The organism is Natronorubrum texcoconense (genome assembly GCF_900100335.1).
GTDB lineage: Archaea > Halobacteriota > Halobacteria > Halobacteriales > Natrialbaceae > Natronorubrum > Natronorubrum texcoconense.
This window is the reverse complement of the sequence record NZ_FNFE01000007.1, coordinates 238,591-252,009: the sequence shown is the minus strand read 5'-3', so window position 1 is coordinate 252,009 and position 13,419 is coordinate 238,591. Positions and strand designations below refer to the sequence as shown.

Sequence of the window (13,419 nt, the reverse complement as noted above, 5' to 3'; positions counted from 1 at the left end):
CGCGTCGTGGGCGAGTCCGGCACGCAGGGTGTACGCATTATGTTCGAAACTATAACAGACGAAGAAGAACGTGGCCAGGTGGGTATCGGTACCCTCATCGTGTTCATCGCGATGGTGCTGGTCGCAGCGATTGCAGCAGGGGTACTGATTAATACGGCAGGGGTGCTGCAGAGTCAAGCATCCGACACCGGGTCTGAAACGCAAGAGGCGGTTGCGAATCAGATCGAAGTTGTCAATGCAGTTGCTGAAACGTTTGACGATAATAACGAAATTGATGATGAGGATTACGTGGACACGCTTGAGATGACAATCAAGAAGTCGGCTGGGTCCGGTGCAATCGACCTCACGTCGATGACCGTCCAGTACACAAGTGATTCGACCTCCGAGACGCTCACATACGACGAAGGTGGAGCGACTGAAGACCACTTTGGTACAGAGGGCGTTGCAGATTACGATGATGAGTCGTTGACTAATACCGAAGAACGGGTTACACTCACGCTTGACCTTGGTGCGCTCGAAGAAGAAATCGATGTTGGCGGGGAAGATGAACCAGTTGGCCTCGCGAGTGGCTCAAGCGCAACGGTTGCGCTGGTTGACCAATCTGGTGCACAGTACACCTACGGTGTGAGTGTCCCATCGACCTTCGGTGACGCAACCGTCGTGGAGGTCTAAACGATGTTCGAATCAATTACAGATAGTGATGAACGCGGGCAGGTGGGTATCGGTACTCTCATCGTGTTCATCGCGATGGTGCTGGTTGCCGCGATTGCAGCAGGAGTGCTGATCAATACGGCCGGTGTCTTGCAAAGTCAGGCATCCGACACTGGATCCGAGACACAGGAAGCAGTGGCGAACCAAATTGAAGTCGTCAACGCAGTCGGTGAAATAGAGCCAGAAGGTGGCCCGGACGATGTAGATGTCGTTGATCGGCTTGATCTGACGATTAAGCAGTCAGCTGGTGCAGGTCCGATTGATCTTACATCGATGACCGTTCAATACACGAGTGATTCTATTTCAGAGACACTCGTTTTCAGCGATGAAGATGAATTTGGTGGTGGTACAGATCAGGCTGACGGTGGTTCTGAATTCATTACTGAAGACCTGACGGGAGATAATGGAGATTCCCTAACGAGCACGCACGAGCGTGTCAAACTCTCGGTTGATATTGCCGAACTTGAAGAGGATGATGGACTGGTAGGTGGATCGAGTGCAACTGTCGCGCTCGTCGATCAGTCCGGTGCACAATACACCTACGGTGTGAGTGTTCCATCGACCTTCGGTGACGCAACCGTCGTGGAGGTCTAATCAATGTTCGAAACAATAACAGATAGCGACGAACGAGGGCAGGTGGGTATCGGGACCCTCATCGTGTTCATCGCGATGGTGCTGGTCGCAGCGATTGCAGCAGGGGTACTAATCAATACCGCAGGTGTCTTGCAAAGTCAAGCATCCGATACTGGCTCCGAGACGCAAGAGGCGGTGGCGAACCAGATCGAAGTCGTTAATGCGGTCGCAGAAGTGTCTGATGAAGATGATGATTACGTAGACACGCTTGAGATGACAATCAAGAAGTCGGCTGGGTCCGGTGCAATCGACCTCACGTCGATGACCGTCCAGTACACGAGTGATTCGACCGCTGAAACACTCACACATGGCTCAGAAGCAAATGGAGAGGACTTCGAAACTGAGGGTGTCGCAGACTACGACGATGATTCATTAACTAACACTGATGAACGTGTGACACTTACAATTAACCTAGAAGACCTCGAAGAAAATGAGGGGTTACAAAGTGGTTCAAGCGCAACGGTTGCGTTGGTTGATCAGTCTGGAGCGCAGTACACCTATGGTGTAAGCGTCCCATCGACCTTTGGTGACGCAACTGTCGTCCAAGTCTAACATATAGCCACACAATCAACTTCACGCACATGACCCTCGACCCAACACACGACGACGGCATTCTCACCCCCGACGAGTTGCAGCTCGAGGACGACACCGTCGCCGAACTCAGTGGGAACCGCTATCTCGTGCGGTCGGACGGGGAGACGGCCGCCGCGGATCCGGCCGCCGGTGCTACGACGATCACCCCCGACTCGAGTGCCACGCACCTCGAGTCGGACCACGCACAGTCGGCACCGGCGACGGAACTCGCCGACGCGGCCGACCCCCACGGGGTCGAGATCACGCTGAAGACCGACGTCGAACTCGCACACTATCACGCCACGTCACACGACGTGCGCGAGGTGTTCGTGGACCTCCTGACGTAGTATGCAGGCCAGCTGGACGACGATATGTCGCCGAGCGAAGCGTTGCAGGTGATGCTGGCCGCATCCGATCTCGAGGTCTAACTCGTCGACTCGACACGCATGCCCGTATAGGGAATACAGGGCGCGGCGTGTTGCATTCTGGCGGACTGCGGTGGTTCGCTGTTCTCAACTCGGTGCTGGAGCGTACTCGAACACGATTCAGCTACTGCTCGGCGAGAACATCGTAGAATACTCGAGGAGAGACGATATCGACTCCGCGAAAGGTATCGAGGTCGAGCAAGTGCTGGTCGCCGGAGACGAGATACTCCACGTTACCCGCGACAGCAGCCTCGAGAAATTTGTCGTCATCGGGATCGGCATTCACTGCCGTAATGCTTTCGTCCGGCTCGACGAACTCCGCAAAGTAGCGGATCGTTTCGACTTCCGTTTGAACGGCCTCCGCATCCATCTGAAATCGGTCGGGGTATTTGAGTAGCGTCTCACGGAACTCCGTAAGCGTGGGTACGGAGACGACGATCTGATACTCGCCTTCGAATCCTGCCACGACGACCTCGTGAGGCGTGCCGGTCGCGATCACCGACGAAATGAGAACGTTCGTGTCGAGGACAGCCCTCATTCATCAGCGCCCCGTGCCTCGTGGACCAATTGCTCGACATCCTCACTCGAGAGATCGAGGGACGTAGCGCGGTTTTCGACTCGGTTCTGAAACTCCTCGACTGAGGGGAGATCGATCTTTTTCAGGACGAGACCGTAATCGGTCGGCACGACCATCAGTTTAGTGCCCTGTTCGAGACCGAACTGCTCGCGCAGTCGACTCGGGATCGTGATCTGTCCCTTCGAGGTCACCGTCGTCAGTTCCGGATCGGTACTCATTCTACGTAAGATTTCCTTACGCAGACGCTTGAACCCATCGGTCAGGTGAGACACCGCGCGTACTGAGTCGATCCACGACTCACGACTCGATATCGTCCGGGTCTTTTTGCAGGTGGTACACCGATGCAGAGCTATGACAGACGCGTTCCCCACACCCTCGCGGCGGCAGTTCCTCGGTGCGGCCGCCGGGACGGCCGCGACCGTCGCGACCGCCGGCTGCCTCGACTCGGTTATCGGCACCTCGACGGCAGCCACCGAAATCGAACCCGAAGAACCCTCCCAACCGCGGGAGGGAACCCCCGGCGAGTTCTACTACTTCCTCGAGTCGAACGGCATCGAAGTCGACGAACTCCTCGAAGAGGACGACGAACTCTACCTCACGTACCGCTCCGAGGCCGAAACGGTCGAGGAGTCCGACGAGGAGATCTGGCTCATCTACGAAGTCTACAAACAGGCGCTGATCCACCGCGGCTCGGAGATCGAGTTTATCTACACGGAACTCTCGAACCCCTTCGACGGGCAGGCGCTGGGCTGGGGGATCAACTCCGAGTGGATCCACGAGTTCGACAGCGACGAGACGGCGGCCGAAGGGAACGAGTCGGATATGGATAACTCGACCACTCCCGACGGAAACGAGACCGCTGGGAACGAGAGCACCGGTGATGGCATCGATATGAACCAGATGACGCTCTGGAACAATATTATGAACACGAAGGTCTACGAGGACGACCTCGAAGCGGACGGAGACGACGAGGGCGGAACCGAGACCGATCAGGACCAGGAACCCGACCGAGACGACACCGACGAGACCGGAGACGACGATGGCGGTCAGGAGAACGACAGCGACGACGCGGCCGAGGATCAGACAGCTGATGACACCGAGAGTGAGGACGGTGACGCCGAGACCGACGATTGATCGAGATCACCTCACTGCCGGCCAACAAGACCAGCACCCTCGACCGTTCACACACTACTGCTACGATAGCAATCCACCATGACCTCCGACCCAACTCAGGACGACGGCATCCTTACTCCCGAGGAGTTGCAACTCGAGGACGACAACGTCGCCAAACTCAGCGAGAACCGGTATCTCGTTCGATCGGACGGAGCGGGCGCGACGGCCGAGATGCCGGCGGCCGACGCCGCTGCGAACATCACAGACGCCGACTCGAGTCCCGCGCACCTCGAGTCGACCCCGTCAGACCAGTCGGCGGACACCTCGCTCGCCGAGGCGGCCGACCCCCACGGGGTCGAGATCACGCTGAAAACCGACGGCGAACTCGCACACCACCGCGCCACGTCGCACGACGTCCGCGAGGTGTTCGTGGAGCTCCTGACCTGGTATGCGGGCCAGCTGGACGACGATATGTCGCCCAGCGAGGCGCTGCAGGTGATGCTGGCCGCGTCTGATCTCGACGTTGCGCCGCCCTCACGCTGACAGGGTAGGCGGACGCCACGAGGAATGCGCGGCGAAGAATTCGTTTTCGATGTGATCGACTCGTAGCTGTTCCACTGACCCGAGTCCCTTACACAGTCACCCGTATGACGCGTCCTTTTTCCACCTCGAGCGAAAATACTGCCCTATGACCAACGCACGCGAGGAATTCCTAGCCGGCGAGCGGCCCGACGACGTCGCACTGTTTTTGGCCGACTCGTACGTCTCGGACGACCGCCTCGAGCAGTTCGGCGACCGGGTCGAAGAGGGCGTCCTGATCGTCGTCGACGGCGAGCGCGGCCGGAGCGCGTTTCAGGCGGCGACCGGCACGCAGGCGATGGAGTTCGCGAAGTCGGCGATGGATCTCGAGGGCGAGATCGACGACGAACTCTCGAGCGGCAGCTGTCCGGAGGCCTCGGACGACGAGGACCACGCGGTCCAGTTCGTCTTCGCCTTCGCGGAGGAGCAAAACGAGGACGTCGGGGGAATTTACGCGGAGGGTGACGTGGTGCACGCCTACGCAAAGTGTACGTGCGGGACGGCGTATTCGGATCGGTGGAACGCGACCGACGCCTGACTGCGTCGCATCAACAAAGCTATCTTTTCAACCGTAAGGAACACGCTTTTGCGATCCGGCCGGCTACCCTCGAGCAATGAGTTCCTTCGAAACACCGCACAAGACCGACCGTGGCTTCGGGCTCTCGAGTCGAGAGGTGCAGGTGATCGGCGGCGCGACCGGGCTGATGGCGATCACCGTCGCGTTGATGTACGTCTTCGCGGCGACGCCGCTCGCGGTCGTCAACGACTACCTCTTTGCGGCCCCGATCGTGGGCGTGCTCGTCTACGGTGCGGCGATCATGGGTGGCGAGATCATCGCCGAACGCGGGATCGAGGGCGGCGATATGGGGATCGCCTTCGCCGGGATGGTCGTTCTGCAACTGGCCTTCGGCGTCTTCGGCGCCGGTATCCTGTCGATGGCTCCGCAGGAGACACAGCTCACGGTACTGGGAATTACGGCTGTCGTCACCGCGCTGATGACGGCGCTGGTGTCGGGCTACATCTACGCCCGCTCGACGACGTTCGAGCACTGGGGACGGTTCGCGAACTACGCGTTCCTCGGTGGCCTCGGCGTGATCCTCGTCGGGACGTTCATCCTCGATGTCCTGCTCCTGGTCGGCTTCGTCCTCATCTTCCTGGGCTTCATCCTCCGGCTGGGCTACGAGATCTGGCAGGTTCGGGACCACCGCGATGCGCGCGTCGCCCTCCAGACGATCGGCGTCTACATCGCCGTCGCCGGTGTGTTCGTTCACGTCCTGCAGCTCGTCATGCGGTACGTGATGTCCCAGGACTGAGGTGGCGCTTCGGGCCAGCGTTCGGCGCGATAGCTACCGAGTAGCCGGGAACTCGAGCCCCTGAACCGGTCGATTTAATCACTTCTCCCGAGAGAGTACGCTTCGTGACGCGCTACTACGAGGACCTGACGGTCGGAGACACGTACGAAACCGGGAGCTACACCGTTTCCAAGGAAGAGATCGTCGACTTCGCCGAGCAGTTCGATCCGCAGCCGTTCCACGTCGACGAGGCGGCGGCCGAGGAGTCGATGTTCGGAGAACTCGTCGCCAGCGGGCTGCACACGCTCTGTCTGTCGGTTCGGTTGTTCATCACGGACTTCGTCCAGGGCGAGGAGGGAGTCGCGAACATGGGCGGGCTCGGAATGGACGACCTGCGGTGGCACGAGCCGGTCCGCCCCGGCGATACGCTCCGCGTTCGAGCCGAGGTGCTGAAGAAGACGCCCTCCGAGAGCCGATCGGATCGCGGCTACGTCGACTTCCGCCGTACCGTCCACGTCGACGGCGCGGAGGTCATGTCGATCACGTCTCACAATATCGTCCGTCGAGCAAACGCCGAGGAGTAGACCGTTTCTACCGGTCGACTATGGACTGCCGCCGTCAAGCCGCGACTCACCGATGGCTGCCAGTACTGACCGTTCACGGAACGTCGCGCAGACAGGAAGAATAACGGAGTCAAACGGTCGCGGTCCGTTGGATCGTCGTCTCCTCGAGTCGACTACGCGTCGTCCGTATCGGTTGCTCCGTCGTCCGCATCAGCAGCGTTCTCGACGACTTCCTCGAACGCGTTCAGAATGACCTGCTTCGTCACCGCTCCTCGAGTCACCCAGTGGTTCGCGTAGTCGAGCATGTCGTCGTAGATATCGGGCTTGCAGCCCGCGGCCTTGGGGTGGCCGCCGCCGTTGACCTTGCCCGCGACCTCGTGACACAGCTGGAACTCGTCGGTGCCCCGAATCGAGGCCGAGCCGGCGGGCTTGACGATCACGGAGGCGTCGGCGCCCTGCTCGCGCATCGCTTCGGCGACCTCGTTCTGGGAACAGCGGCCGTAGGTGATCCCCACGGTGTAGCCGCCGATCTCGCGGAGCTCCGAGCGGCCGACCGCCTGGTCGATCAGCGCCTGTTTCTCGACGCGTCGCTCCTCGAGGAACTCGCCCACCCAGTCGGGCAGGTCGGCGCCGTACTCGCGGACGACCTCGACGTACGCCGCGGGATCGGACCAGTAGGCGTAATCCGCGAGGTCGTCGCTGCGGGGATCCTCGCGCAGCCAGAGGTCGTGATCGCGGGTGACGGCCGCGAGTTCCTCGTACATCGAGGCGAAGTCGTACTCGAGCGAGCGGTAGACCACGTCGGCGCTACACTCCTCGTCCGAATCGCCGACGACCAGGTCGACGCCGGCGTCCCGAACCGACTGGGCGACGTCGTCGCCCCACTGGTGGTGGTCGTACCAAGAGACGCCGCTCGCGGTCTCGAGCGCCGCGTCGAGTTCGTCTTCGACGTACTCGTATCGGTCGGGCGCGAGGTCGCAGACGAAGAGATCGATCCCCTCGTCGCCGTACTCAGCGACGCGGGCCAGCGCGTCCTCGACGTCGTGCGGGCTGGCGGGGATCAACGCCACGCTGTGGGGCGTGGGTTCGGGCTCCTCGAGTGGGGCCTCGGCCGCATCGCCGGCAGCGAGCGCGGCGGCCGCTTCGTCGGCGACGTCGACAGCGTCCGCGGCGGGCTCATCGTCGGCAGTTTCGTCGGCGTCGTCGTCCTCGTCGTCCGGCTCCGGGACGTTCCGAACGTCGTCGTAGGCTTCGCGAATCAGCGCGACGCAGGCCAGTCCGTCGGCGTCGGGATCGGCGACGACGGCGACGTCGGCTCCCTCGAGTGCGGCCGCAGTCTGCTCGTCTTCTAAGTCCTCTTCGAGCGTGTCCGGGAGAAAGAACCCGGTGCCCGGAACGACCGACTTCCGGGCGATGGGGAGCTCGCCGCTATCGATGAGTTCGTCGTACATATCCGGAACTGCGCGCTGGCGGGGGAAGTGACTTCCCCTCTGTGGTGGCCACTGGCTCGCGTTGGCACGGAGAGCCGGAAAACGACGGGGCGGCTCAGGCCTCGGTCGTCACTTCTTCGCCGTTGGCGTCGGCGTCCCGGACCGTCTCGAGTTGGCGTACCGAGAGGACGGGAACGGGTGACGTGCGGACGACTCGTTCGGCGACGCTGCCGAGCAGGAGTCGGTTCTCGCCGTGGCGGCCGCGGGTGCCGGTCGCGATCAGATCGGCGTCGACTTCGCGAGCGTACTCGCAGAGTTCGACGGCGGGTCGTCCCTCGCGGACGGCCGTGATGATCTCTCTCCCGTCAGCCGTCCGGTTCTCGACGGTCGCAAGCGCGGCGTCGGCGGTCGTCTCGAGGGCGGTCTGGAGCTCGTCTCGGAGCTGTTGGGGTGAGGCGTCGACCTCGCTGGCGTCGACGACCGAGAGGGCGTGGACCTCCGCGTCGAAGCGATTGGCGAGATCGAGGGCGACGTCGACGGCCCGTTTGACGCTGTCGGAGCCGTCGGTGGCGATCACGACCGTATCGAACATACGCGAGGGTTACAGGCGAAGCGGCTTAAACGCTCTCTCCTCGTCCGTCACCTCGAGAGCGGGTCTCGTCTCGTCCGTGCTCTTTGGAACGCATCTCGTCGTGAAAACGGGTCCCGATTTCGCGGAACGTGGGATGGCTTTTTGACGACGGGCCACACACCAGCGCGTATGGACGACAGCGAGCCGTTTACCGTCGACACCGTTCTCGCGCCGGTCGACGGGAGCGAGGAGTCAGCCACCGCCGTCGAGTACGCCGTCGCAGTCGCCGACCGCTACGATGCCTCGGTCCACGCTCTGTTCGTACTCGGCCGCGGTGTCGTGCAGGGGATGAACGCCGGCGCCGTCGACGAAGACGACGTTGCGACGGACACGCAGGGTTTTTTCGACGACGTTACTCGCATCGCCGACGAGGCGGACGTCCCGATCGGAACCTCCGTCGACGACGGCTTCTCGCCGACTCGCAAGACTCGGCATCCGGGAAACGTCGTGCTCGACACCGCCGACGAAATCGACGCCGACTTCATCGTGTTGCCCAGGGAACCGGTCGCCGACACCGCATCGGCGGAGGTCCTCGAGCAGGTCGCCGAGTACGTGCTGTCCTACGCGAGCCAGCCCGTGCTGTCGGTCTAATCCGATACGAAGGAACGGGCGCGATTTCGTCGCGACTCCCGCCGAGAATTGAGCGAAGGGACGGCGGCGTGTTCGCCGCGTTCGAATAGCCACCGGCCGTTACAGCCGGATCGCCATCTCCTGTTCGAAGCTCTCGGTGCCGGTCGACTCGAAGCCGACCCGCTCGTAGAGCGCGATCGCCGGGTTGTTCCAGCGCTCGACGGTCAGCCACACCCGATCGATGCCGACGGTGCTCGCGTGGCCGAGGAGGTGCTCGAGCAGCATCGTTCCGATCCCGGCGCGCTGGTAGGCCTGCAGGACGAAGATCGCGAGCTCCCACTCGATGTCGGCGTTGTCCTCGATCGAGGCCGGATCGTCGGTGTCGGGGACGAGCATCGCGTGGCCGATCACGTCCTCGTCGTGGCGGGCGACGACGTTGACGCTCTCGTCGGCGATCGTCTCGAGCCAGTTGCGAATGCGCTCTTCGCCGGTCGGTGGGATCCCTTGCGCTCGGTCGGTGGGGTCGAACTGGTCGTACATCTCGACGACGTCCTCGAGGGTGTCTTCGAAGTCGTCGGACGCCAGAACCTCGATCTGGCGGCCCGCTCCGTCCTCGAGCGTCGTCGGTGGTGCGGGAAACGGTCCGGCTGACTCGTCCGGATACGGTCGCGTGTCAGCCATCGTTATCGCACCAGTTTGACGGTCGTCGGCGCGTTCAACAGGACGAACTCGGTGATCGGTCCGAGCTGGATTTTCCCCATCGGACTCAGGGTCCCGCCGCCGATCACCAGCTGATCGTACTCACCCTGTTCGGCGTAGTCGACCAGCGAACTGCCGGGATCGCCCTCGAGTTGGACGATCTCCGCGTCGACGCCGGCCTCCGAGAGCAGCTCTCGTGCCCGTTCGGCCATCGCATCCTGTGAGCGTTTCGCCTCGGGTTTATCGACGACCGCGACGGTGAGGTCGTCGCCGACCTCGTGGGTGCGATCGATCGTTCGGCGGAGTGTCTTGATCGATTCGTCGCTGCCGACGATTCCCACTAAGACGTTCATACGCATGACTGTGCACCCATGCACGAAAACCGTTGTGCCGCTGGGACCGTTCTCGAGGGTACGTCGGGGTGGCCGTACGCTGTCGACCCCCGCTCTCGAGTGTCGCGAACGAATACTCGAGTGTGAGTGAACACCGCGCGTATCGGCCGCAGACGTTGCGCAGGACGACGACGTTAAGAGCGTGTGGTGAATACGATGACGGAATGAGTGATGCGGCGCTCGATGTCGTGGAGTTCCTGCTCACGACGAGCGTGTATTCGGACGACAGGACGCTAGACGAGAACGATCTCCCGCCGGCGTTCCGGCGGGTCTTCTGGACCGGGAGTGTCGAGGAGGAGGGCGACAGCGGTGAGGGGCGCAAACACGCCGGCATCAGTCGTCCCCTCTCGGCGACCAACGCAACCGCCCGAGAGGCGACGGACGTCGACCGACCCTGGGACGCCGTCTCGGAGCTGATGTTCACCGAACGCGACGAGTTTTCGGGAACGATCACCCTCGCACAGGAGGAGATGGCCGAGCAGTGGTTCGCCGAGCGCGTCGACGACGAGCGACTGCGCGAGAACCCGACGCTGACGAAACACTTCACGACCCACGAGGAACACGGCGACCAGTTCGACGTGACCCACGAGGAAGCGCGGGAGGAAAACCGGCCGATTCAGGCCGACCGCGTCTGGATCGACGGGCTGCTCGACGAGTACTTCGACGAGGAAGACGACGAGGAGATGCTCGACCTCGTCGAGGTTCGAGCGCCGGAGGAGGTCGACATGTCCCTCGACGACCTCGTGCTTACCAAGGATCAGGAGAACGAACTCAACAAGATCGCGAAGGCGATCGAACACCGCGACTACCTCGCGGATATCGGGCTTCGCGAGATCGGGAAACTGCTGTTCGTCGGGCCGCCGGGGACCGGGAAGACGTCGACGGCGCAGGCGCTGGCTCAGGACATGGATCTCCCGTTCGTCGAGGTCAAACTGTCGATGATCACGAGCCAGTATCTCGGCGAGACGGCCAAGAACGTCGACAAGACGTTCGAGGTCGCCAAACGGCTCTCGCCGTGTATCCTCTTCATCGACGAGTTCGACTTCGTCGCCAAGACCAGAAGCAGCGACGAACACGCCGCCCTCAAACGCGCGGTCAACACGCTCCTCAAGAGCATCGACAACATCTCGCTCATCGAGGACGACGTCCTGTTGATCGGGGCGACCAACCACCCCGACCAGCTCGACGACGCCGCTTGGCGGCGCTTCGACGAGATCATCAACTTCCCCAAACCCGACCACGGCATGCGGGCGGACATCCTCTCGCTCATCACCCGCACGATGGATATCGACGAGTTCGAACCCCACCTCATCGCCGAGGTCACCGAAGGACTGACCGGCAGCGACCTTCGAATGGTGTTGCGAGAGGCCGTCCTCGAGGCCCTGACGGAAGACCGAACGACGCTGACACAGGAGGACCTGCTCAACGCCGTCGAGGAGTTCGAGGAGCGCGATACGCTGAAGAACATGGACATGATGGGCGGCGACCACGACGCGCTCGTCGCCGGCGGAGACCTCGGAAAGGCCAGCGACGGCGGCGAACCGGACGGCTCCGAGGGGGGACACGATCACAGCCACGACCACGGGGATCACGACCACGCTCACGGTGATCACGCCCACGATCACAGTCACTAACGCCGGTACTCGATCGAGGGCAGCGTCCACCGTCCCGAGTTAATTTTCACCGGTATCGAGTCAGCTCCCGAACAGTATTGACCGAGGCCGCCGGATCACCAGTATGAGCCGCGACCACGCCGATCCAGCCCGCGCCGGAGGGCTCCATCACGTCGAACTGTACGCGTCCGACCTCGAGGCGTCCGTCGCGTTCTGGGACTGGCTGCTGGCCGAACTCGGCTACGAACAGAAAAACGAGTGGGGCGGGGGTCGGTCGTGGATCAACGGGCCGACGTATCTCGTGCTCGTCCGGGCGGACGACGCCGACCAGCCGTTCGACCGTCGGGCCGCCGGTCTGAACCACCTCGCCTTTCACGGCACCTCCCGCGAACAGGTCGATCGGCTCACGGACGGCGTTCGCGACCGGGCGGACGCGACGGTGCTCTACGAGGATCGCCACCCCTACGCCGGCGGCTACTACGCGCTCTACTGCGAGGATCCCGAGGGGATCAAAGTCGAGGTCGTCGCGCCGGATGAACCCGCGGACGTATAGTAACAACTGAAACGATGTAACACCGATCGCACAGCTGTCGTGCGATCGGGTGTGCATTGACTTTCAGTGGCTACTATAGCAGTTGAGTACGAGCGAAACGCCCAACTGTTTGCCCGGTGTCATCCGCGTATGAAGGACTTCCACACGCACACGACCTACTCCGACGGGGGATTTCTCCAGGGGATGGTCGAGGCCGCGGAGGCGGCCGGACTCGAGGGAATCGGGCTGACGGATCACTGTACGGTTTCGTCCCGCGAGAAGCCGGCGACCACCCGAACCATCTACGGCTTCAACCTGGATGTGACCTACGAGCGACGACGTCGAGCCATCGAGGAACTTCGCGGCCGCGAGGGCGTCTCGATCGAGATCTACGACGGCGTCGAGATGGACTACGACCCGCGCGACGAGACCGACATTCGCGACTTTCTCGAGGTGGCCGACTTCGACTACACGATCGGCAGCGTCCACGCGGTCGACGGGCTGAACGTCCAGGTGCCGAGCAATTTTGCGGAGCTAACCGACGCGAGGCGCGACGAACTCGTCGACGGCTACTTCGAGAACCTGGTCTCGCTGATCGAGTCGGAGCTGTTCGACGTCGCGGCCCACGTCGATTTGATCGAACGGACGCCGCCCTTGCGCGGGCGAGCGACGACGGACCACTACGAATCCGTCGCCCGGGCGCTCGCGGACTCGCGAACGGTTCCCGAAATCAACGCCGGCCGAGCGATCGCCGACATGGCGATCGTCCACCCCTCCGAGACGTTCCTCGACGTGTTACGGGAGCACGACGTCGCCGTCACCGTCGGCTCCGACTCCCACCGACCGAGCGAGATCGGCGACCGAGCCGCGTTCCTCGAGGAGTACTTCGAGCGCCGCGATCTCGAGTCGGTCGAACCGCCGGGGCTCGACAGGCAACGCGTCCCAACCGAAGGCTGAGTCGATCCCATTCGTACAGGAATTGCGTGTCCGGTGTGTCCCCAGAGTTGGTGCCGACAGTTGCGAAGGTTCGAGAACGATGGGATGTGCTCGCGCCTCGGGCGCTGAGGACACGCCTTTTTGTTGGCG

19 protein-coding genes are annotated in these 13,419 nt (G+C 62.3%); 13 read left to right on the top strand and 6 right to left on the bottom strand.

The features are described 5' to 3' along the window. The first annotated feature begins 39 nt into the window (after positions 1-39). From BLT08_RS19310 to BLT08_RS19295, 4 genes are read left to right on the top strand one after another with little or no spacing between them, the layout of a single operon-like run. Positions 40-672 (top strand): archaellin/type IV pilin N-terminal domain-containing protein, encoded by a 633-nt coding sequence (locus BLT08_RS19310; protein WP_090311378.1) that lies wholly within the window; start codon positions 40-42, stop codon positions 670-672. A 3-nt stretch (positions 673-675) separates the two neighbouring features. Next, on the top strand, positions 676-1,305 hold the full coding sequence (locus BLT08_RS19305; RefSeq protein ID WP_090311233.1) for an archaellin/type IV pilin N-terminal domain-containing protein: 630 nt from the start codon (positions 676-678) through the stop codon (positions 1,303-1,305). Between the two features lie 3 nt (positions 1,306-1,308). Then, the gene (locus BLT08_RS19300; protein WP_090311231.1) at positions 1,309-1,896 is read left to right on the top strand and encodes an archaellin/type IV pilin N-terminal domain-containing protein; all 588 of its coding nucleotides are present in this window, start codon (positions 1,309-1,311) and stop codon (positions 1,894-1,896) included. A 29-nt stretch (positions 1,897-1,925) separates the two neighbouring features. After that, positions 1,926-2,264 (top strand): DUF7500 family protein, encoded by a 339-nt coding sequence (locus tag BLT08_RS19295; protein WP_245724282.1) that lies wholly within the window; start codon positions 1,926-1,928, stop codon positions 2,262-2,264. A gap of 202 nt (positions 2,265-2,466) precedes the next feature. Here the strand turns inward: BLT08_RS19295 and BLT08_RS19290 are convergent, their stop codons facing one another. Both BLT08_RS19290 and BLT08_RS19285 read right to left on the bottom strand, forming a co-directional pair. Next, on the bottom strand, positions 2,467-2,880 hold the full coding sequence (locus tag BLT08_RS19290; protein ID WP_090311229.1) for a putative toxin-antitoxin system toxin component, PIN family: 414 nt from the start codon (positions 2,878-2,880) through the stop codon (positions 2,467-2,469). Next, a complete protein-coding gene (locus BLT08_RS19285; protein ID WP_090311227.1) occupies positions 2,877-3,137 on the bottom strand; it encodes an AbrB/MazE/SpoVT family DNA-binding domain-containing protein in 261 nt (86 codons plus the stop codon). Before BLT08_RS19285 ends, BLT08_RS19290 begins: the two co-directional genes overlap by 4 nt. A gap of 133 nt (positions 3,138-3,270) precedes the next feature. Here BLT08_RS19285 and BLT08_RS19280 point away from each other — a divergent pair, with 133 nt between their 5' ends. From BLT08_RS19280 to BLT08_RS19260, 5 genes are all read left to right on the top strand, one after another. Next, complete coding sequence (locus BLT08_RS19280; protein ID WP_090311224.1) at positions 3,271-4,053, top strand: DUF8159 domain-containing protein; 783 nt, start codon at positions 3,271-3,273, stop codon at positions 4,051-4,053. 78 nt (positions 4,054-4,131) lie between these two features. Then, complete coding sequence (locus BLT08_RS19275) at positions 4,132-4,575, top strand: DUF7500 family protein (protein ID WP_090311223.1); 444 nt, start codon at positions 4,132-4,134, stop codon at positions 4,573-4,575. Between the two features lie 145 nt (positions 4,576-4,720). Continuing rightward, positions 4,721-5,149: a DUF5807 family protein gene (locus tag BLT08_RS19270; RefSeq protein ID WP_090311221.1), complete on the top strand. Its 429-nt coding sequence runs from the start codon at positions 4,721-4,723 to the stop codon at positions 5,147-5,149. A 76-nt stretch (positions 5,150-5,225) separates the two neighbouring features. After that, positions 5,226-5,924 carry a hypothetical protein gene (locus tag BLT08_RS19265; protein WP_090311218.1) on the top strand — a complete coding sequence of 233 codons (699 nt, stop codon included), beginning with the start codon at positions 5,226-5,228 and terminating at the stop codon, positions 5,922-5,924. Between the two features lie 104 nt (positions 5,925-6,028). Continuing rightward, the gene (locus BLT08_RS19260; RefSeq protein WP_090311216.1) at positions 6,029-6,487 is read left to right on the top strand and encodes a MaoC family dehydratase; all 459 of its coding nucleotides are present in this window, start codon (positions 6,029-6,031) and stop codon (positions 6,485-6,487) included. Between the two features lie 152 nt (positions 6,488-6,639). Here BLT08_RS19260 and BLT08_RS19255 read toward each other — a convergent pair whose 3' ends face one another. Further along, the gene (locus BLT08_RS19255; protein WP_090311214.1) at positions 6,640-7,917 is read right to left on the bottom strand and encodes a DHH family phosphoesterase; all 1,278 of its coding nucleotides are present in this window, start codon (positions 7,915-7,917) and stop codon (positions 6,640-6,642) included. Between the two features lie 94 nt (positions 7,918-8,011). Then, complete coding sequence (locus tag BLT08_RS19250; protein WP_090311212.1) at positions 8,012-8,488, bottom strand: universal stress protein; 477 nt, start codon at positions 8,486-8,488, stop codon at positions 8,012-8,014. Between the two features lie 168 nt (positions 8,489-8,656). Between BLT08_RS19250 and BLT08_RS19245 the strand changes: the two genes are divergently transcribed. After that, a complete protein-coding gene (locus tag BLT08_RS19245) occupies positions 8,657-9,118 on the top strand; it encodes a universal stress protein (RefSeq protein ID WP_090311210.1) in 462 nt (153 codons plus the stop codon). A gap of 99 nt (positions 9,119-9,217) precedes the next feature. Here BLT08_RS19245 and BLT08_RS19240 read toward each other — a convergent pair whose 3' ends face one another. Further along, the gene (locus BLT08_RS19240; RefSeq protein WP_090311208.1) at positions 9,218-9,778 is read right to left on the bottom strand and encodes a GNAT family N-acetyltransferase; all 561 of its coding nucleotides are present in this window, start codon (positions 9,776-9,778) and stop codon (positions 9,218-9,220) included. Positions 9,779-9,780: 2 nt separating this feature from the next. After that, positions 9,781-10,149 carry a universal stress protein gene (locus BLT08_RS19235; RefSeq protein ID WP_090311206.1) on the bottom strand — a complete coding sequence of 123 codons (369 nt, stop codon included), beginning with the start codon at positions 10,147-10,149 and terminating at the stop codon, positions 9,781-9,783. A 203-nt stretch (positions 10,150-10,352) separates the two neighbouring features. Between BLT08_RS19235 and BLT08_RS19230 the strand changes: the two genes are divergently transcribed. The 3 genes from BLT08_RS19230 (at position 10,353) to BLT08_RS19220 (ending at position 13,290) form a co-directional block, all read left to right on the top strand. Beyond that, positions 10,353-11,822 carry an ATP-binding protein gene (locus BLT08_RS19230; protein ID WP_175529385.1) on the top strand — a complete coding sequence of 490 codons (1,470 nt, stop codon included), beginning with the start codon at positions 10,353-10,355 and terminating at the stop codon, positions 11,820-11,822. A gap of 103 nt (positions 11,823-11,925) precedes the next feature. Next, on the top strand, positions 11,926-12,354 hold the full coding sequence (locus tag BLT08_RS19225) for a VOC family protein (protein WP_090311202.1): 429 nt from the start codon (positions 11,926-11,928) through the stop codon (positions 12,352-12,354). A gap of 129 nt (positions 12,355-12,483) precedes the next feature. Then, entirely contained in the window at positions 12,484-13,290 is an 807-nt protein-coding gene (locus BLT08_RS19220; protein WP_175529384.1) for a PHP domain-containing protein, read from the top strand. Positions 13,291-13,419: the final 129 nt, after the last annotated feature.

Coding starts and splice junctions, on each gene's coding strand:
- BLT08_RS19280 (WP_090311224.1), top strand. CDS start 3,271: ATGACAGACGCGTTCCCCACACCCTCGCGGCGGCAGTTCCTCGGTGCG.
- BLT08_RS19285 (WP_090311227.1), bottom strand. CDS start 3,137: ATGAGTACCGATCCGGAACTGACGACGGTGACCTCGAAGGGACAGATC.
- BLT08_RS19240 (WP_090311208.1), bottom strand. CDS start 9,778: ATGGCTGACACGCGACCGTATCCGGACGAGTCAGCCGGACCGTTTCCC.
- BLT08_RS19290 (WP_090311229.1), bottom strand. CDS start 2,880: ATGAGGGCTGTCCTCGACACGAACGTTCTCATTTCGTCGGTGATCGCG.
- BLT08_RS19235 (WP_090311206.1), bottom strand. CDS start 10,149: ATGAACGTCTTAGTGGGAATCGTCGGCAGCGACGAATCGATCAAGACA.
- BLT08_RS19295 (WP_245724282.1), top strand. CDS start 1,926: ATGACCCTCGACCCAACACACGACGACGGCATTCTCACCCCCGACGAG.
- BLT08_RS19245 (WP_090311210.1), top strand. CDS start 8,657: ATGGACGACAGCGAGCCGTTTACCGTCGACACCGTTCTCGCGCCGGTC.
- BLT08_RS19305 (WP_090311233.1), top strand. CDS start 676: ATGTTCGAATCAATTACAGATAGTGATGAACGCGGGCAGGTGGGTATC.
- BLT08_RS19250 (WP_090311212.1), bottom strand. CDS start 8,488: ATGTTCGATACGGTCGTGATCGCCACCGACGGCTCCGACAGCGTCAAA.
- BLT08_RS19270 (WP_090311221.1), top strand. CDS start 4,721: ATGACCAACGCACGCGAGGAATTCCTAGCCGGCGAGCGGCCCGACGAC.
- BLT08_RS19220 (WP_175529384.1), top strand. CDS start 12,484: ATGAAGGACTTCCACACGCACACGACCTACTCCGACGGGGGATTTCTC.
- BLT08_RS19275 (WP_090311223.1), top strand. CDS start 4,132: ATGACCTCCGACCCAACTCAGGACGACGGCATCCTTACTCCCGAGGAG.
- BLT08_RS19265 (WP_090311218.1), top strand. CDS start 5,226: ATGAGTTCCTTCGAAACACCGCACAAGACCGACCGTGGCTTCGGGCTC.
- BLT08_RS19300 (WP_090311231.1), top strand. CDS start 1,309: ATGTTCGAAACAATAACAGATAGCGACGAACGAGGGCAGGTGGGTATC.
- BLT08_RS19255 (WP_090311214.1), bottom strand. CDS start 7,917: ATGTACGACGAACTCATCGATAGCGGCGAGCTCCCCATCGCCCGGAAG.
- BLT08_RS19230 (WP_175529385.1), top strand. CDS start 10,353: ATGAGTGATGCGGCGCTCGATGTCGTGGAGTTCCTGCTCACGACGAGC.
- BLT08_RS19310 (WP_090311378.1), top strand. CDS start 40: ATGTTCGAAACTATAACAGACGAAGAAGAACGTGGCCAGGTGGGTATC.
- BLT08_RS19225 (WP_090311202.1), top strand. CDS start 11,926: ATGAGCCGCGACCACGCCGATCCAGCCCGCGCCGGAGGGCTCCATCAC.